General features: G+C 37.7%; 15 protein-coding genes and 1 pseudogene. 12 read left to right on the top strand and 4 right to left on the bottom strand.

Annotation, left to right across the window (positions count from 1 at the left end):
- Nucleotides 1-37: 37 nt before the first annotated feature.
- The 3 genes and pseudogenes from ACU52_RS06025 to rfbC form a co-directional block, all read right to left on the bottom strand.
- Nucleotides 38-772, bottom strand: a complete 735-nt coding sequence (locus ACU52_RS06025) for a DUF4738 domain-containing protein (protein WP_162207750.1) — start codon at nucleotides 770-772, stop codon at nucleotides 38-40.
- A gap of 65 nt (nucleotides 773-837) precedes the next feature.
- Nucleotides 838-2,151, bottom strand: coding sequence for a UDP-glucose dehydrogenase family protein (locus ACU52_RS06020; RefSeq protein WP_053398118.1), 1,314 nt, complete (start codon nucleotides 2,149-2,151; stop codon nucleotides 838-840).
- 24 nt (nucleotides 2,152-2,175) lie between these two features.
- Nucleotides 2,176-2,727, bottom strand: a pseudogene (gene rfbC, locus ACU52_RS06015) (dTDP-4-dehydrorhamnose 3,5-epimerase).
- A gap of 135 nt (nucleotides 2,728-2,862) precedes the next feature.
- Between rfbC and ACU52_RS06010 the strand changes: the two are divergent.
- From ACU52_RS06010 to rpiB, 11 genes are all read left to right on the top strand, one after another.
- Nucleotides 2,863-3,951, top strand: a complete 1,089-nt coding sequence (locus tag ACU52_RS06010; RefSeq protein WP_053398117.1) for an HU domain-containing protein — start codon at nucleotides 2,863-2,865, stop codon at nucleotides 3,949-3,951.
- Between the two features lie 4 nt (nucleotides 3,952-3,955).
- Nucleotides 3,956-4,495 carry an FHA domain-containing protein gene (locus ACU52_RS06005; RefSeq protein WP_053398116.1) on the top strand — a complete coding sequence of 180 codons (540 nt, stop codon included), beginning with the start codon at nucleotides 3,956-3,958 and terminating at the stop codon, nucleotides 4,493-4,495.
- A 182-nt stretch (nucleotides 4,496-4,677) separates the two neighbouring features.
- Nucleotides 4,678-6,450, top strand: coding sequence for a 30S ribosomal protein S1 (rpsA, locus tag ACU52_RS06000; RefSeq protein WP_021854576.1), 1,773 nt, complete (start codon nucleotides 4,678-4,680; stop codon nucleotides 6,448-6,450).
- Between the two features lie 967 nt (nucleotides 6,451-7,417).
- A complete protein-coding gene (locus ACU52_RS05995; protein WP_441295429.1) occupies nucleotides 7,418-8,578 on the top strand; it encodes an aldose epimerase family protein in 1,161 nt (386 codons plus the stop codon).
- Nucleotides 8,579-8,614: 36 nt separating this feature from the next.
- On the top strand, nucleotides 8,615-10,297 hold the full coding sequence (locus tag ACU52_RS05990) for a sodium:solute symporter (RefSeq protein WP_021854579.1): 1,683 nt from the start codon (nucleotides 8,615-8,617) through the stop codon (nucleotides 10,295-10,297).
- Between the two features lie 21 nt (nucleotides 10,298-10,318).
- Nucleotides 10,319-10,996 (top strand): NUDIX hydrolase, encoded by a 678-nt coding sequence (locus ACU52_RS05985; RefSeq protein WP_053398115.1) that lies wholly within the window; start codon nucleotides 10,319-10,321, stop codon nucleotides 10,994-10,996.
- Nucleotides 10,997-11,001: 5 nt separating this feature from the next.
- Complete coding sequence (locus ACU52_RS05980) at nucleotides 11,002-11,691, top strand: L-ribulose-5-phosphate 4-epimerase (protein ID WP_053398114.1); 690 nt, start codon at nucleotides 11,002-11,004, stop codon at nucleotides 11,689-11,691.
- Nucleotides 11,692-11,722: 31 nt separating this feature from the next.
- Nucleotides 11,723-13,264 (top strand): L-arabinose isomerase, encoded by a 1,542-nt coding sequence (gene araA / locus ACU52_RS05975; RefSeq protein ID WP_053398113.1) that lies wholly within the window; start codon nucleotides 11,723-11,725, stop codon nucleotides 13,262-13,264.
- 4 nt (nucleotides 13,265-13,268) lie between these two features.
- Entirely contained in the window at nucleotides 13,269-14,942 is a 1,674-nt protein-coding gene (locus ACU52_RS05970; protein WP_053398112.1) for a ribulokinase, read from the top strand.
- 398 nt (nucleotides 14,943-15,340) lie between these two features.
- Nucleotides 15,341-17,359: a transketolase family protein gene (locus tag ACU52_RS05965; RefSeq protein WP_053398111.1), complete on the top strand. Its 2,019-nt coding sequence runs from the start codon at nucleotides 15,341-15,343 to the stop codon at nucleotides 17,357-17,359.
- A 2-nt stretch (nucleotides 17,360-17,361) separates the two neighbouring features.
- Nucleotides 17,362-17,802 carry a ribose 5-phosphate isomerase B gene (rpiB, locus tag ACU52_RS05960; RefSeq protein WP_021854584.1) on the top strand — a complete coding sequence of 147 codons (441 nt, stop codon included), beginning with the start codon at nucleotides 17,362-17,364 and terminating at the stop codon, nucleotides 17,800-17,802.
- A 145-nt stretch (nucleotides 17,803-17,947) separates the two neighbouring features.
- Here the strand turns inward: rpiB and ACU52_RS05955 are convergent, their stop codons facing one another.
- On the bottom strand, nucleotides 17,948-18,754 hold the full coding sequence (locus ACU52_RS05955) for a gliding motility protein GldB-related protein (RefSeq protein WP_021854585.1): 807 nt from the start codon (nucleotides 18,752-18,754) through the stop codon (nucleotides 17,948-17,950).
- A gap of 295 nt (nucleotides 18,755-19,049) precedes the next feature.
- On the opposite strand from ACU52_RS05955, the gene ACU52_RS05950 reads away from it, so the two are divergent.
- A complete protein-coding gene (locus ACU52_RS05950; RefSeq protein WP_053398110.1) occupies nucleotides 19,050-20,279 on the top strand; it encodes a DUF4861 domain-containing protein in 1,230 nt (409 codons plus the stop codon).
- Nucleotides 20,280-20,461: the final 182 nt, after the last annotated feature.

The following is a 20,461-nucleotide window of genomic DNA, read 5'->3' as shown; positions in this document are numbered from 1 at the left end:
TTTAAATCTCCCCCCGATGCACTAAATATTAAACAAATTATTGTGCAACTGACATACTTATTTTACCCTTATACGTAATAGCCAGCTTAACAATAAAACAACTAGGACTATCAGGAATTGCCAACTGCGTCTGATAATGAAAACCTGATTTATCCAGATAATCCAATTTTATATCGCTCAAAACACATTGGCTAAGCATATTCTTTGGGACGCAAGATGCAAAATCATCTTTTCTGAAATCTTTAGAAAATAATTTTGAACTACCTGAGAATATACTAATATGAATAATATTATCATAATAAATGTTCTCAATTTCAAGTCCTTCATCATTATAAAATGTGCGATAAACTTTATATGTAGTAGGATTTATCTGAACATAACAATGATAATTCTTATCAGAAAAACTAACCACGGAATCTCGTTTAATGACTTTATTTTGGTTTAAGACGATTGGAGAATGCTGCACAAATTGCATAGCATCATTAGGATCGTCACTTTTAACCAACTTAACAATATCACCATTTTGATTCTTAAACTCAAATATATTTGGACTTTGTTTTACTATAGGATACTTTGAAATATTATTACCATAAAAAATCATCGTATCAGCAATAATCTTAAACATTACCGGCTGACTCATTGAATCAGGATAGTACACAGTATCACCTTTTATACGAAATGTAACATTTTCCCCATCTGCATCCAACCAAATTCCTTCCAACATAGATTTTGCCTTCAGGTTTTCAGCTACAGGCTTTTCACGTTTATCCAAGTTATTACAACTTCCAATAAACAATAGAGCTATTGCCGATACGAATATGTATATAATATTTCTAATCATTTTCCTATACAATGATATTCAAAACCATGCTCCGCCAAATCATCATTATCAAATATGTTCCTTCCGTCCAAGATTAATTTTCTATGCATTTTATTGGCGACAACATTCCAATCCGGTAATCTAAACTCTTTCCATTCTGTCAGCAAAATCAATGCATCAACATTTTGCAAAGCATCGTATTTATTTTCATAATACTCTATCTTATCGCCAATTATGCGTCTACATTCATTCATTGCTTCAGGGTCATAGGCCTGCACTTTACATCCTGCATTCAACAACTTCTTTATAACAACCAATGCTGTTGATTCACGCATGTCATCGGTTTCTGGTTTAAAGGCCAATCCCCACAATGCAACAGACTTACCTTTCAATTCTCCGTCAAAGGCTTTAACTAACTTTTTGAACAACACCTCTTTTTGTCTTTCGTTAACTTTCTCAACAGCCTTCAATACTTCCAACGAATATCCATTATCATCGGCCGTTTTTATTAAAGCCTTAACATCCTTAGGGAAACAAGATCCTCCATATCCACATCCTGCATATAAAAATTTACGGCCTATACGTGTGTCAGATCCTATGCCTGCTCTAACCTTATTAACATCAGCGCCAACAAGCTCACAAAGGTTGGCAATATCATTCATAAAACTGATACGGGTGGCCAACATTGAGTTTGCAGCATATTTTGTCATCTCTGCACTAGGAATATCCATGAAAATCACACGAAAATTATTCAGAAGAAACGGCTTGTATAATTTTGTCAAAATATTCTTTGCTCTTTCACTATCTACCCCAATAACAACCCGATCCGGACTCATAAAATCTTTAATGGCATTACCTTCCTTAAGAAATTCCGGATTGCTTGCTACGTCAAATGCAACATCCACACCACGTTTTTTCAGTTCTGCCTTTATTGTATCAGCAATTTTGTGAGAAGTTCCAACTGGAACGGTGCTTTTTGTCACAACTACCAAATACCGGTTTAAGTTCTCCCCTATTGTTTTAGCAACCTGAAGAACATATTTCAAATCAGCACTTCCATCTTCATCCGGAGGTGTGCCTACTGCAGTAAATACAATCTGCTGATCATTTAAGACTTCTGCCAATGAGGTAGAAAACTTTAATCTGCCGGCATTAATATTTTTTACAACAAGTTCATCTAACCCTGGTTCGTAAATAGGTATAATACCTTTCCTCAATGCTGCAATTTTCGCGCAATCAACATCCACACATGTTACAGTTGCCCCAGTCTCAGCAAAGCAAGCACCAGAAACCAATCCGACATAACCTGTTCCAACAATTGCTATATTCATTCGGCTATAAATTATATATTACACCTATACATTAAAATATTCTGCATCTTTAAAAGCCACTCCATTCAGATCTTTCTGACTTGTCAGAATATCATTCGAGTCTATCGGCCAATTTATATTCAAATCAGGATCATCAAATCTTATTGACGCCTCGCTCTCCGGAGAGTAGACATTGTCCACCTTATACGTAAATATTGCCTCGTCACTTAAGACCAAAAATCCATGAGCAAATCCCCTAGGAATAAAGAATTGTTTCTTATTTTCATCGCTCAATTCTACCATTACATGCTTACCGAAAGTTGAAGAATCCTTCCGGAGATCTACTGCAACATCAAGTACACGTCCCTTAATGACACGTACTAATTTAGCCTGTGAGAAATCCCCCTTCTGATAATGCAAGCCACGCAAGACGCCATAAGACGATTTTGATTCATTATCTTGAATAAATGAAACCTGCCCTACGTGCTCTTTAAAGTCAGAATATTTAAAAAGCCTCAAAAAAATATCCTCTGGAATCATTAAAAACCTTTGGCTCTATAATAAAACTCCATCTATTTCTGTTTTTATGTAATTCATAATTTGAATATAATTTCTTAATAATTTATCTGCAAAATTAAAAATATTATCCGAATTATTGCAGCATGATTAAAAAAATCTTCATAATAAGCTACATTATTTGTTTTTTAATCAAAAACGAGTAATTTTGCATCCGTGATAGAATTAGAAAGACATATTGAAATATTATTATTAAGGAATGACTGTGTCATCGTACCCGGACTTGGCGGTTTTATCGCCAGCCACATCCCGGCTACTTACGATGAAAGGGATTGTCTATTCCTGCCCCCTCAAAGGACATTAGGTTTCAACCCCAAATTAAACATCAATGATTCCTTACTTGTACAATCGTATACAGAAGCTTATGACATAAGCTATCCTGATGCACAGAACCGTATCTCAGGAGAGGTAAATGAATTAAAACAAATTATATATAACGAAGGGTCTTACGAACTCTGCGATATCGGTACATTATATTTAAACAACGACGGTAACCTTGAGTTCAAACCTTGCGAAGCAGGAATCCTGACACCAGATCTGTACAGCCTCAGTTCTTTTGAAATGAAAAGAGAAGAGGATGACAGTAACATATCTAAAGAAAATGACGTATGTCATGAAAACAGAGCGAATTCGGATAGGACGACTGCCACTGTAACATTTTCAACATCTCCATTAAACTATAGGATAAAAGAGAACGACGTATTAGAAGAAACATTCAATGAATCAAGCAACAATACGCCATCAACAAAAATAAAGCTATTTAAAAGCGTATTGGCAGTATTTATTGCAATAATAACATTCTTCGCCTGGTCTTCCCCAATAAACAACAATAACAAAATTATACAAATGGGGAATATGGACAATGGTATTATTCATAACTTAATCAAAAACAGTTACAATAATATCACGAAAGAAAATATACAATTAAAGAAGGAAAGTAAAGCTGATATCAATTCAAAAAATATTAGCAACAAGTCGGTACAGGCTCCAGAGGAATTAAAGTCTGTCAAACAAGACAAATATTTTTGTATTGTATTGGCAAGCAGAGTAACAAAAAAGAATGCAGACGCTTTTGTTACGAAGCTTACTACAAAGGGATATGAAGCAAGCACTTTAATTGAAGACAATAAATCCATCAAAGTTGTATACGGAAAATACAAGACCAGAAATGATGCATATAACGCCCTCAATGACCTGAGAGGCAATGAGTTTTTTTATGACGCTTGGGTATACCAGATAAAATAATATAATGAAAAGAGTTAGATGTCCAAAATGTGATGGATTTATCACATTTGATGAAACAAAATACAAAGAGGGGCAGTCACTTATATTTGAATGTCCACAATGTGGCAAACAATTTGGTATTAGAATTGGAGCCACAAAACTTAGAAATCCGCAAAAAGATGAGATATTAAACGAAAATGAATATAATGACGAATTCGGAGCATTAATTGTCATCGAAAATGTCTTTCATTATAAGCAGGTCATACCGCTAAAATTCGGAGACAACATAATTGGCCGATATATGAAAGGAAGCAAGACAAACACTCCTATTGAGACAAATGACCCAAGTATAGATATTACCCATTGTAATATAAATGTATCCAGAGACAAGAAGGGGCATCTGAAATACACCCTAAGCGACGGCCCCAGCTACACCGGCACATTTGTAGATAATGAAATTTTGGGGAATAAAGAAAAAAGGATTATACATGATGGCACATTATTCACAATCGGAGCCACAAGTATTATACTAAAAGCACCAAAAGAAGGTGAAACAACAGACTAATCAGCGGGTTGAGGCAGTTGTAAACACTTAAAAAAAATTAAAAACGCCATAAAATGGCAAAAATAAGGAAATAAAATTACAGGAAACAGAAATATAAAATTAAAAGGTTGTAAATTTGCAGCCGATTTATAAACAAATATAAAGTCGAACTTTATTAATTATTTAATTTATTTTTAATTTTTATGTCAGATTTAAAGAACGTACAACCATTATCAGACTTCAATTGGGACGAGTTTGAGAATGGAAGCAAAGCAAATGTAAGCAAAGAAGAACTTGAAAAAGCTTACGATGAAACCCTTAACAAAGTTAGCGAGCACCAGGTTGTAGACGGAAAGGTAATTTCTATTGACAAGAAAGAAGTCGTTGTCAATATTGGCTACAAGAGCGACGGTGTTATTCCTGCAAGCGAGTTCCGCTATAACCCCGATTTAAAAATCGGAGATGTTGTTGAGGTTTATGTTGAAAATCAGGAAGACAAAAAAGGTCAGCTTCTGCTTTCACACAAAAAGGCTCGCCTCAGCAAGAGCTGGGAGCGCGTTAACGCAGCCCTTGATAACGAGGAAGTTATACAGGGTTACATTAAGTGCCGCACTAAGGGTGGTATGATTGTTGACGTATTCGGTATCGAAGCATTCCTCCCGGGAAGCCAGATTGACGTTCATCCTATACGCGACTACGATGTATTCGTAGGAAAGACAATGGAATTCAAAGTTGTTAAAATCAATCAGGAATTCCGCAATGTTGTTGTTTCACATAAAGCTCTTATTGAAGCTGAACTTGAAGCACAGAAGAAAGAAATTATCAGCAAGCTTGAAAAAGGCCAGATCCTCGAAGGAACTGTCAAGAATATTACATCATACGGAGTATTCGTTGACCTTGGAGGTGTTGACGGACTCATCCACATCACAGATCTTTCTTGGGGCCGCGTAAGCGATCCGCATGAGGTTGTTGCACTTGACCAGAAGATTAACGTTGTTATTCTTGACTTTGATGATGACAAGAAACGTATTGCTCTCGGTCTGAAGCAGCTCACTCCACATCCATGGGATGCACTTGATCCTAACCTCAAAGTTGGCGATCATGTTAAGGGTAAGGTAGTTGTTATCGCTGACTATGGTGCATTTGTAGAAATAGCTCCTGGTGTTGAAGGTCTTATCCATGTTTCAGAAATGAGCTGGAGCCAGCATCTCCGCAGTGCACAGGAATTCATGCACGTTGGCGATGAAGTTGAGGCAGTTATCTTAACTCTTGATCGTGAAGAGCGTAAGATGTCACTCGGCATCAAGCAGCTTAAAGAAGATCCATGGGAAACAATCGAAGTTAAATATCCTATTGGAAGCAAGCACACTGCAAAGGTTCGCAACTTTACTAACTTCGGTATCTTCGTAGAACTCGAAGAAGGTGTTGACGGACTCATCCATATCAGCGATTTGTCTTGGACCAAGAAAGTAAAGCACCCATCAGAATTTACTCAGGTTGGTGCAGAAATAGACGTTGTTGTTCTTGAAATAGACAAAGAGAACCGTCGTCTCAGCCTTGGCCACAAGCAGCTTGAGGAGAATCCTTGGGATACATACGAAACAATATACACACCGGGTTCAATCCACACTGGTAAGATTACCGAAATAATGGACAAAGGTGCTGTTATCACTCTGAATGAAGGCGGAGAAGGTTTCGCAACACCTAAGCACCTTGTAAAGGAAGACGGTTCACAGGCTCAGCCGGGTGAAGAGCTCCAGTTCAAGGTAATTGAGTTTGTAAAAGAAACAAAACGTATCATTCTGTCACACAGCCGTACATTCGAGGATGTAAAAGAAGAGCCGAAGAAAGCTCCTCGTGCAAAGAAGGCCAAGAAGGAAGATGCTCCTGTTATAAATAACGTTGCTGCAGGAACAACACTTGGCGACATCGATGCTTTGGCTGAGCTTAAGGCTAAAATGGAAAAAGGAGAATAATAATCATATTATTCCATAATAAAATAGGGAAGCAAATTTTGCTTCCCTATTTTATTATATATAAAAAAACGATAACAAGCACAAATGGGAGAAAAACAATCATAATCACAATTACAAAACATTTCGCCTTGTTAAATTAAAAACAATACACGTATTAATGATTTTCAATAAACATTACTACAATAGTGCACTAAATTTATTAGTGTATTTACCGCATAAACATTATATACTAGTCAAATCATTTCTATTTGACACATATTACGTATATGCCATTTGAACTAAAATATACTATAATAAGGACTAAACAAAATTATTTTATAGAGAAAGCTAATTATTATTATGCACAAATAGCTTTTTCTCATTAGGCAAAAGCCTGTTAAGGCATATCCAGCAAGTCAACAAATTTTGAAGAGGGGAAAAATTGAAATTAAAATAAACATAACAGTGAATAAGCCGCTAAAGCACAGGGCAATAAAAGCACAAATAGAAAGAGAATAGGTGCATAAAAGTTTCAAATCATTAACCTATTGTTTACGTATAAAAAGTCTATTGTTTTTAATGCAAAAGTAATAGACTTTTTGTACGTAAACAAGTGATTTATATAAACAGTACAACACCTCTGCATACATTAAAAACAGCTCATGTCTGAAATATCATTATGTAACAATATATTAAGATAAATTGTATTCAGCCTCACATACATTATATTCAACCCATTAAATTTAAAGAAGCAAGAAAACAATTCAACGTATGACAAAAAGAAAATCCCAAACCCACCCATACTACATAAATAGTTTTACATAAGAGAAATTTATCTCTTAAAAATTCACACAAAAAGCAGCGAAATGATAAAATTTGCAAAAAAACAGCGTTAAAATAAAAACACAGACTAATATATTTTGGCATCTAAAGAATATAATGTAATTTTACACCCAATAACAATCTAAAATATAAAATCATGAAGAACATTAAATTTAACATCTTAAATTTAGGCCTTGCATGTTGTTTATTATCCGCATGCGGAGTTAAAAACGGCAGCAACGTAAGCACAATCTCAGGATTGTCTGAAGCTGCTTTTGATACAACTATAAATCAAAAAGCCGTAAAACTCTATACCCTAAACAACAAAAATGGTATGGAAGTATGTATAACGAACTTTGGTGGAAGAATTGTATCACTTGTTGTTCCTGATAAAAACGGCAAACAAACAGATGTTGTTCTTGGATATGACAATATAGCACAATATGCAGATTCAGTAAACAGTCCAAGTGATTTCGGAGCTGCAATTGGAAGATATGCCAACAGAATAAATAAAGGTAAATTACAAATAGCAGGAAAAAACATACAGCTACCTACAAACAATTATGGACATTGCCTGCATGGAGGCCCATCCGGATGGCAATATCAGGTATATGATGCCAAGCAACCTAATGACTCGACACTAGAACTAACAATGTTATCTAAAGATGGAGATAACAATTTCCCCGGAAATGTAACCGCTACTGTTTCATATGTATTGAGAAGCAATAACAGTCTGGACATAACATATACAGCAACAACAGACAAAGAAACCGTTATTAATATGACCAACCATTCATATTTTAATCTTAACGGAGACCCAACTAAGGATATAGAGAATTGCATTCTGTACATAAACGCAGACAATTATACCCCTTCTGACTCAACATACATGACAACGGGTGAAATTGCTAAAGTAGATAATACCCCCATGGATTTCAGGAAGCCTACTGCAATTGGAAAGGATGTCAATAATTTCAAATTTGATCAGATAAAGAATGCCAATGGCTTTGACCATAACTGGTGTTTAAATACATATAAAGACGGTAAAGGTGATGATACAAAAGTAGCAGCGAGCCTATATTCTCCCTTGACAGGCATTATGCTTGAAGTCTACACGAATGAGCCTGGCATTCAGGTATATACAGGTAATTTCTTAAACGGAAAGATTAACGGGAAAAAGGGCATTGCATACAACAAACGTGCAGCATGCTGTCTCGAGACACAAAAATATCCGGACACACCAAACAAAAAAGGATGGCCGACAGCAAACTTGAAACCTGGTGAAAAATACTATTCACACTGCATATTCAAATTCAGCATTAAATAAATAACTATTAACCTATTAAAATTTTAATCAAAAAAAATGGAACTATTAGACTGGATTGTAATTGGTGTCTTTTGCCTGGCACTGATTGGTATAGTTGTATGGGTCATCAATCAAAAGAACAATGACTCGGCTGACTATTTTCTTGGAGGCCGAGACGCAACATGGATAGCCATTGGTGCATCTATCTTTGCCTCAAACATTGGTTCAGAACATCTGATCGGACTTGCCGGAGCCGGAGCATCTTCAGGAATGGCGATGGCACATTGGGAAATTCAAGGTTGGATGATTCTTATTCTTGGATGGGTGTTTGTACCTTTTTATACAAGAAGTATGGTATACACAATGCCTGAGTTCCTGGAAAAACGTTATAATAAAGAAAGCCGCACTATTTTATCTGTAATATCACTCATAAGCTATGTCTTGACTAAAGTTGCTGTTACGGTATACGCAGGCGGACTTGTTTTCCAACAAGTATTCGGCATTAAAGAGTTATGGGGCATTGACTTTTTCTGGATTGCTGCAATTGGACTGGTATTAATAACAGCTCTATACACTATTTTCGGCGGAATGAAAAGCGTGTTGTACACATCTGTACTGCAAACCCCTATCCTATTATTAGGTTCACTCATAATCTTAGTATTAGGTCTGAAAGCAGTTGGCGGTTGGGACCAAGTACTACAGGTATGTTCTATACAGCCTGTTAACGAATATGGAGATCACATGACAGATTTGATGCGCAATCTGAAAGACCCTGATTATCCTTGGCTTGGAGCATTAGTCGGCTCTGCTGTTATCGGATTTTGGTATTGGTGTACAGACCAGTACATCGTACAGCGTGTTCTTTCCGGAAAAAATGAAAGAGAGGCACGTCGCGGAACAATCTTTGGTGCTTACCTAAAGCTACTTCCTGTATTCATCTTCCTTATTCCAGGAATGATCGCATACGCATTGAACGTAAAATCAGGCGGCACTTTCCTGCCGGTTGATGCAAATGGAGTAACAATCAGTGATGCTGCCTTCCCGACATTGGTAGCAAAAATTCTGCCTGCAGGAGTGAAAGGTTTGGTCGTATGCGGTATTCTAGCCGCCCTCATGAGTTCACTGGCATCATTGTTTAACTCATCTGCCATGCTTTTCACCATCGACTTCTATAAACGTCTACGCCCGAACACTTCAGAAAAGTCTCTCGTGAGAATTGGCCAAATGGCAACTGTGGTAATTGTAATTCTTGGAATTCTGTGGATACCAATAATGAGAAGCGTCGGCAATGTATTGTATAACTACCTGCAAGATGTACAAAGCGTACTTGCTCCCGGCATAGCAGCAGCATTCTTGTTAGGTATATGCTGGAAAAGAACAACAGCAAAAGGAGGCATGTGGGGACTTCTGTCTGGAATAATTATAGGTCTTACAAGATTAGGTGCAAAGGTTTACTATAGCAATACAACAGACGCAACAGATAATTGGTTTAAAGCAGTATTCTACGACTTCAACTGGCTCTACTTCTGTGGTGTAATGCTGATTTTCTGCTGTCTGGTTGTCGTAATCGTAAGCTTGTGTACAGAAGCTCCATCTGAAGAAAAAATCAAAGGACTCGTATTTGGCACTGCAACACCAGAACAAAAAGCTGAATCACGTGCAAGCTGGAATCATTGGGATGTAATACATAGCATCATCATATTAGCGATTACAGTGGCATTCTACATTTACTTCTGGTAATAACGAAATAACTTAGAGCATATGACAATTTATTATAACGAACATTCAAAATTTTTTGTATCAGTAGACTGTATCGTTTTCGGTTTCGAAAGCAATAAGCTAAAACTGCTGATAGGAAAACGCCAGATGGACCCAGGAAGGAACGAATGGTCTCTTTATGGCGGATTTGTTGGAGAAAACGAGACGCTGGATGAAGCGGCAAATAGAGTATTGTATGAACTGACAGGTCTTACAGGCTTATACATGAAACAGGTAGGAGCTTTCGGAGCTGTTGACCGTGATCCAGGTGAAAGAGTTATATCAATAGCATATTGCGCCCTGATAAACGTTAAGGATTACGACAAGACTCTTCAAGAAAACCATCAGACAGAATGGGTTAATCTTGAAGAACTGCCCAAACTCTATTCTGACCACAATGATATGGTAAAAAAAGCCATATCATTGCTTAGAAGAAGAATTTCATCTGAGCCGCTAAGCTTCAACCTATTGCCCGAACTGTTCACTTTAACGCAGTTGCAACATGTATACGAGGCAATCTTAGGAGAGGCTATCGACAAACGTAACTTCAGAAAACGTATAAAGACAATCGATTTCATTGAAAAGACCGATTTAATTGACAAAATTACATCTAAACGAGGAGCAGCCTTGTATCGTTTTAATAATGATGCATACATGGAAGATCCGACATTTAAATTATAAGAATTATGCTTGAAGAATTAAAAGAAAAAGTTTTTAAGGCCAATCTTGACCTTGTAAAACATAACTTGGTAATATTTACATGGGGAAATGTATCTGGAATAGACCGCGAAAAAGGGCTTGTTGTAATAAAGCCCTCAGGCGTAAGCTATGACGAGATGAAGGCATCTGACATGGTAGTTGTAGACCTCGCTACAGGAAAAGTTGTTGAAGGAGATCTCAATCCTTCATCAGATACACCGACACACTTGGTCTTGTATCGCGCATTTCCCGAAATCGGAGGCATTGTACACACCCACTCTACATATGCAACAGCATGGGCACAGGCTGGCAAAGACATTCCAAATATCGGCACGACACATGCAGATTATTTCCACGATGCCATACCATGTACAAAAGATATGACAGAAAATCAGATGGGCGAATATGAAAAAGAAACAGGCAATGTCATTGTAGAACGCTTCAAAGGAATCAACTATGTACACACTCCAGGGGTATTGGTTAAGAACCATGGACCACTCTCATGGGGAACAGACCCAGACAACGCTGTATATAATGCCGTTGTGATGGAAGAAGTTGCCAAGATGGCATTTGTTTCTTTCATGGTTAACCCAGATACAACAATGAATCCTCTCCTCGTTGAAAAACATTTCAGCAGGAAACACGGACCAAACGCATATTACGGACAAAAGAAATAAAATTTAATAACATAAAAAAGTAATTACAACTATGATAAAAGCATTCGAAAATTACGAAATTTGGTTTATAACAGGTGCTCAGCTTCTATATGGAGGTGATGCAGTTAAACAAGTTGACGGACATTCAAAAGAAATGGTTGCCGGACTGAACGATTCAGGAAGACTTCCAATTAAAGTGGTATATAAGGGAACCGCAAATAGCAGCAAAGAAGTTTCAGAACTTTTCGCAGCTGCCAACAATGAGAAAAAATGTATCGGTGTAATAACATGGATGCACACATTCTCTCCTGCCAAGATGTGGATACACGGACTTCAGATACTTCACAAGCCACTACTCCACTTGCATACACAATATAATGCCGAAATTCCATGGGATTCTATCGACATGGACTTCATGAACCTCAACCAGAGTGCTCACGGAGACAGAGAGTTCGGTCACATAATATCACGTATGCGCATAAGGAGAAAACTTGTAGTTGGATACTGGAAAGAAGAAAAGACACAGAACCATATTGCTGTATGGGAACGTGTATGTGCAGCATGGGCAGATGCACAAGACATGTTAATCCTGCGTTTCGGCGACCAGATGAATAATGTAGCTGTTACTGACGGCGACAAGGTTGCAGCAGAACAGGTTTTGGGCTATCATGTAGATTATTGTCCATTCAGCGAAGTACTTAGCTATTTTAAAGAAATAAAGGACGCTGATGTTGACAATCTGGTTGCTACATATTTCAATGAATACGACCATGACAGTTCACTTGAGGATAAGACAAGCGAAGCATATAAGAAAGTATGGAATGCAGCAAAAGCGGAACTCGCTTTACGTGCCATACTGAAAGCCAAAGGTGCAAAAGGCTTCACAACAAACTTTGACGACCTTGGTGACGTAGACGTAGAAAGAAGCGGAATGGGATTCGACCAAATTCCAGGACTTGCCTCACAGAGACTCATGGCTGAAGGATATGGCTTTGGCGCAGAAGGCGACTGGAAGTCAGCAGCCTTATACCGCAGTATTTGGGTCATGACACAAGGCATGCCTAACGGCTGTTCGTTCCTCGAAGACTATACGCTCAACTTTAATGGTGAACAGAGTTCCATCCTGCAGTCACACATGCTGGAAGTATCACCTCTGATTGCTGCATCTAAGCCACGACTTGAAGTTCATTTCCTTGGCATAGGAGTAAGAAAGAGCCAGACCGCCCGTCTTGTATTTACTTCAAAAGTAGGAACTGGTGTTACTGCAACAGTAGTAGATCTCGGCAACCGCTTCAGAATGATTGTAAACGATGTAAAATGCATCGAACCTAAGGCATTGCCTAAACTCCCCGTTGCATCAGCACTTTGGATTCCTCAACCCAACTTTGAAGTTGGAGCAGGATGTTGGATATACGCAGGAGGCACACATCACAGCTGTTTCTCATACGATCTTACTGAAGAATATTGGCAGGATTATGCAGAAATTGCAGGAATAGAGTGTGTATTCATCAATGAAAATACAAAGGTTGATGAGTTCCGCAAAGAACTGCGCTTCAATGAAGTTTATTACATGTTGAACAAAGCTTTGCTGTAGTTTTATGACAAAATACGTTATAGGCCTTGATTACGGAAGTGATTCAGCCAGGGCTTTAGTTGTAAATGCTACAACGGGTGAAATATTAGCAACCAGCGTACAATATTATCCACGATGGAAACAAGGATTATATTGCAACCCTAAAGCAAACCAATGGCGCCAGCATCCCAAGGATTACCTTGAGGTGCTGGAAGGCACGGTAAAAGATGCTTTAAGCCAATGTCCACAAGAAGTTGCCAAGAATGTTGTCGGAATTGCCTTTGACACAACAGGATCAACACCTGCCTTCACAGACGAGACTGGCACTCCATTGGCAATGCTGCCAGAATTCGAGGACAATCCAAATGCAATGTTTGTATTATGGAAAGACCATACTGCAGTAAAAGAAGCTGAAGAGATAAACTTAGCATGTGCAAAGTCAGAAATAAACTATGCTAAATATGAAGGTGGCATATATTCTGCTGAATGGTTCTGGGCAAAAGCGATGCACATCTTACGTGAAGACAGCAAGGTTGCTCAGAAGGCATATTCAATAGTTGAATATTGTGAATGGCTGCCAGCTGTACTGACCGGTGTAAATAAATCAAAAGACATTGTCCGCAGCCGCTGTGCATGTGGCCATAAGGCAATGTGGCATAAAGAATGGGGAGGTCTTCCTTCTGAAGATTTTCTTGTTTCATTAGAGCCTAAACTTGCCGGATTCCGTGCCCGACTGTTCGAGGAGACAGAAACTGCAGATAAACCTGTCGGACATCTATGCAAAGAATGGGCAGAGCGTCTAGGACTTAATGAAGATGTTGTTGTTGCCGGAGGCGCATACGATTGTCATATGGGTGCTGTTGGTGCCGGAGTTACTCCTCATACGCTTGTACGTGTAATAGGAACATCAACATGCGACGTTATGGTTGCATCGTATGATGAAATCGGTACAAAATGTATAAAAGGTATCTGTGGACAAGTTGATGGCAGCGTAATTCCCGGAATGGTTGGTCTTGAAGCCGGTCAGTCAAGTTTTGGCGATGTCTATGCCATGTTCAGAAGAATACTTGAATTCCCCGTAAGAGAAATCCTGCCTCAAACAATCGGCGATAAATTATCTAAAGAAGAAATTGACAATATTGTTGAAAAAACTTGCGATAAAATTATCGTCAAACTAACCGAAGAAGCAGAAAAAATACCTGTCAGCGAAAGCACGATGATCGCAACAGACTGGATAAACGGACGACGCACTCCGGATGCAAATCAGTTGCTAAAAGGAACAATTGCCGGATTCACTCTAGGCTCAAATGCCCCACAAGTTTTCCGCGCATTAGTAGAAGCCACAGCATATGGAACAAAAGCTATTGTTGACAGATTTGAAAACGAAGGAATAGTAATCGACAAAGTCATAGGCATTGGAGGCATCGCGCTTAAATCACCATTTGTAATGCAGACAATGTGTGATGTCATCAATAAGCCAATAAAAGTTTGCAATACAGACCAAGCATGCGCATTAGGAGCCGCAATGTTTGCAGCAACAGCAGCAGGAATATATGAGAAAGTTGAAGATGCAATAGAAAATATGAATAGCGGATTCTCTAAAGAATATATTCCACAGCCTGAAAATGTAAAAGCATACGAGGATATATACAAAAAATATCTAAAACTCGGACAATTTACAGAAAAAGAGCTATTCTAGGGTCTAAGATGGCGTTAGTGTCTGTCACTCAGACATTAACGCCACTTTCATTGTGACATTTTAAACAGACTCCTTTTAGAAGTCAAACGGTTATCTTTTAGATGATGAAACATATCATATCGCAAGCCCAAATGCCACATTTCGTATGGAGTAAATTAATGAAAATAAAACCAACAGACATTTATCATTAAACGCAAATAGCAACCATAAACAATAAGGCATCATCTTATAAAAACAATTGCTGAAAAGCGGATAAAATCATTATTAACTTTATTGAAGTTTAAACGTCTTTTTCTTTTGTTTTATCATAAGATTTAACTATCTTTGCATGTAATAAGTAAGATAATTTCAAATTATTAGATATAACCCGAAAATCATCAAATTTAATACTAAATATAATGAACGATAAAAAATTAATGAACAAAGCAGCAGACAACATACGTATTCTCGCTGCATCTATGGTAGAAAAAGCAAACTCAGGACACCCCGGAGGTGCCATGGGAGGTTCAGACTTTATCAATGTACTATTCTCAGAGTTTTTAGTATACGATCCTGAAAATCCATCATGGGAAGGCAGAGACCGTTTTTATCTCGATCCAGGACACATGTCTCCGATGCTATACAGCGCATTATGCCTGCAAGGGAAATTCACATTGGAAGAACTAGCCATGTTCCGTCAATGGGATTCACCAACTCCTGGACATCCTGAAAGAGACGTTAAGCGCGGTATAGAAAACACATCCGGTCCTCTTGGTCAAGGACATACTTTTGCTGCCGGTGCCGCTGTTGCAGAAAAATTTTTGGAAGCACGTCTTGGAAAAGAAGTTATGCAGCACAAAATATATGCATATATTTCTGATGGTGGTATAGAAGAAGAGATTTCACAAGGTACAGGCCGTCTTGCAGGTACACTTGGTCTGAACAATCTTATTATGTTCTATGATTCAAATGACATCCAACTTTCAACAGAATGTGGTGTTGTTATGAACGAAGACACTGAAGCGAAATACAAATCTTGGGGATGGAACGTAATTAAAATAAACGGAAATGACGTTGACGAAATACGTGAGGCCCTAAAACAGGCACAAAAAGAAGAACACCGCCCTACCCTCATCATCGGAAAAACCGTAATGGGTAAAGGTGCACTTAAAGAGGACGGCACAAGCTATGAGCACAGTATCAAGACACATGGTGCACCTCTTGGCGGAAATGCATATGTAAATACAATAAAGAACCTTGGAGGTGATCCTGAAAACCCATTCCAGATATTCCCCGAAGTACAGGAATTATATGCAAGACGCAAAGAAGAATTAAAGCAAATTGTAGCAAAACGTCATGCTGAAGAAGAAGCATGGGCAAAAGCAAATCCTGAAAAAGCTGCACAGATGAAAGAATGGTTCAGCGGCAATGCTCCTAAAGTAGATTGGAGTGCTGTTGTTCAGAAAGAAGGATCGGCCACACGTGCTGCATCTGCCGCATGCCTTGGCGTACTTGCAGAACAAGTTCCTAATATGATCTGTTCATCTGCCGATTTGTCAAATAGCGACAAGACTGACGGTTTCTTGAAAAAGACATCATCAATGGTAAGAGATGATTTCAGCGGAGCTTTCTTCCAGGCTGGTGTAAGCGAACTCACAATGGCATGCATGTGCATCGGTATGTATCTCCATGGCGGCGTAATTCCTGCATGTGGAACATTCTTCGTATTCTCTGATTACATGAAACCTGCTGTACGTATGGCAGCATTAATGGAAGTGCCAATCAAATTTATTTGGACACACGATGCATTCAGAGTAGGTGAAGACGGACCTACACACGAACCTGTTGAGCAGGAAGCACAAATCAGACTGATGGAAAAACTCAAGAACCATCATGGAAAAGACAGCGTAAGAGTATTCCGTCCTGCTGACGCAGATGAAACAACAGTATGCTGGGCTATGGCCATGGAAAATATGGAAACGCCTACAGCACTTATATTCTCACGCCAGAACATCGCAAAACTTCCGGCTGGAAATGACTACGAACAGGCACGCAAGGGAGCATATGTTGTCGCAGGTTCAGATGAAGACTTCGATGTAATACTCTTAGCAGACGGTTCTGAAGTATCAACATTGGTTGCCGGTGCAGAACTTCTCCGTAAAGACGGAATAAAGATCCGCATCGTAAGCGTTCCTAGTGAAGGTCTCTTCCGCAATCAAAGCAAAGAATACCAAGAAAGCATACTTCCTAAAAACGCCAAAATATTTGGCATGACAGCAGGTCTGCCTGTAACATTGGAAGGTTTGGTAGGTGCCAATGGTAAAGTATTTGGAATGCCAAGCTTCGGATTCTCAGCACCATATAAAGTATTGGATGAAAAACTCGGATATACAGCCGAAAACGTATACAAACAGGTTAAATTATTTATGGAGGAATAATTATGGACATCAAGACTGTAGGACTAGCATGCGATCATGCAGGCTTTCCGTTAAAAAAGTTTGTCATCCAATATTTGGAAGACCATGGCTATCAGTATAAAGATTATGGCACATATAGTGACATGAGCTGTGATTACCCCGATTTTGCACATCCTTTGGCTGAAGGAATTGAAAGCGGAGAAGTATATCCAGGCATTGGTATCTGCGGAAGTGGTGAAGGTATGGCTATTACATTGAACAAGCATCAGGGTGTTCGTGCCGGCTTGGTTTGGTCACCTGAAATAAGTGAACTCATACGCCAACATAATGATGCAAATGTAATCGTATTACCTGGACGTTTTATTGACAATAAAACAGCTGAAAAAATACTTGATGTATTCTTTAAGACAGCCTTTGAAGGTGGACGCCATCAGAGAAGAATTGAGAAAATTCCTGTAAAATAAGAATTAGCAACCCTGATATAATTAAAGAGAGTTGATAAAATTCAACAATATAAAAATACCCAAGATACGAAAAACGTACTCTTGGGTATTTTTATATTGCTGAATATATAAAATTTCAGAATATTCCAATATCAAAATTTACATTCTACATCTTTATAATGTACGAATAATCATTGTTCTTAAGAAGATTTTCTATTGAAATTGACTTATTTTTATTCATATATTGGTCTATCATATTGACATAACGGGATTTAAAAAATTTATATCCCAAAGCAATATTACAAACCCACATAATCTTTCCTATATGCAAATCTCTCTCTAGCTGGGTACGTGATTCGAAATCATGCATAGGATAAAGACTGAGAAGATAAAAATTAAGGCAATCAGGTACTATATTATCTCGCGTCATTGTCTTGATCTGTGATGGATAATAATATTTTTTATACAAAGGATAATCTTTACCCAAATACTTATCCAATGAGATGCCTATGGTCTGGTTTCCAACAACAATACTTTGATCTAACGCACCAATTTGAGCATATATCTGAGGTATCGGTAACGTTGGAATATAAACTTTAAGACGGTCAAACGAACTGTTTAACAGTTTGTTTATATCATCCATATTTGCATACTGAGCCTCTGCATCTGATAGTATTGTCTGAAGCGTAGAATCTTGATAAAATGCCAAAAACTTATGATTAATCTGCGGATCATTTACCTCACCAATTCTCAAAACATCCTCAAGTAATGTTCTCGTTTCCATAGGAAAGTCTGTATTCATCTGCTGTAATGCAGAAAAATCTCCAGTCGTAAGATACTGACTTTCCAAGCGGTCATAGCGACATACCTCAATACGTTGCTTGACGCTCTCATCTTCAAAAGGCTTCAATTTAAGCTCACATGCCTCAAGAAGAAAAACTGATAATACTAATAACCATTTGGAAAACTTCACTACACATTAATCTTTTACCCTGCAAAGTTAGTAAAAAACTAATTATCCCCAAACATATTAGCTAAAAAAATTAAATTAAACTCTAAAAAACGGCAATTTAACTTTAATTTTATAAAAATCAGTCAACAATAATGAATTTATATTCCACATTTATTAATAAGCAACTAACATTAACAAAAGCATAAATCAACTTTGTTTTTATACATATAATACAACAATATTTGTTATAAGCCAATTTCAATTTTGCATTTAAATTATTTAGACGTATCTTTGCATTGAATAAAAATTAATTGCTATGAACAAAAAAATATTAACAGGCGTAATAACTCTGCTGATCAGTATTCCTGGATTTTCCCAGAAAGACATCACAATTACAGTTACAAACAATTCCAAAACATCAAAGCTCAATGAGCCAATAGTGCTCAACCTGAAGGAATATAACACAGACATTGTAAGATCAGCAACAGTAAAATGTGAAGGTAAAGAAATACCATGTCAGCTTGACGACATTAACCAGGATGGCATAATGGATGAACTCTGTTTCATTACTGATATTGAAAAAAAATCTTCAAAAAAAATAAATATCACATTGTCCAATGAAGGACTGCCCAAGGAATATCCATCGAAAGTTTATGTAGAAATGCTTTTGAGTAATAAAAAAATTAAAGAAAGCAATAAACAGAACTTATATATTTCTCATCTAACTGTAGATAGAGACGTGAATCCTTATTGGTCCTTACATCACCACGGAGCTGCTTTTGAGAACGACATGGTCGCATACAGAATCTATTTCGACCATAGACAAACTGTTGACATCTACGGAAAATACAACAAAGGTCTGGAATTAAAACAAACACAATTCTATCCTGACAAAGATCAGAAAAAAGCAGGTTTCGGAGATGATGTATTATGGGTAGGTTCAACGTTAGGCTTAGGCACACTTAGAGGCTGGGACGGAAGTAAGCCAACAATGCTTACTGATGTTGACAAAAGAAGCCAACGCATCATTTCACGCGGCCCATTACGTACGATTGTTGAAGTTAAGGATGTTGCATGGCGTCCGCAACCTGGTCAGGAACCAATAGACATGACCACTCTTTACATTCTTTATACTGGAAGAAGAGAATGCTATGTCAAAGCTACATTCAATAAAAACGTAGATAAGTATAAATTCTCTACAGGTATAATAAACGTAAAAAATTCAAAGGAATTTTCAGACAAACAAGGTTTACGTGGATGTTGGGGAACAGATTGGCCTGTATCTGAAAAAGACAGCGCAGGACATAAGCGCGAAACAGTAGGCTTGGGAATTTACATACCACGAGAATATATTATCAGCGAAGAAGCCGCCAATAAAGACAACTATGCTTTCGTAATTAGTTCAAAAACTAATGAGATAAACTATAAAATCACATTCTGCAGTGACAATGAAAAGTTCGGTTTTCACAATGCAGAAAAATGGTTTGACTATTTAAAAGAATGGAAAAAGGAACAAGAAGACCCGATTATCATTTCTAAACAATAAGAAATTAATTATAAACAATTTTGCAGGAAAAGGATGTGCGACAATTATTTCACATTCCTTTTCCTGCAAAACATTTTTACTAAACGACATCTGACTCTCCTTAGGCTTCAAGAAAAGCAAAATATTACCATTGCATAATGATAATCTATAGCCGAAAATAAAAATATAGGCAACACATTAAC

The sequence above is a fragment of the Xylanibacter rarus genome (assembly GCF_001275135.1).
Classification (GTDB): domain Bacteria; phylum Bacteroidota; class Bacteroidia; order Bacteroidales; family Bacteroidaceae; genus Prevotella; species Prevotella rara.
This window is presented reverse-complemented; position numbering and strand designations above follow the sequence as displayed.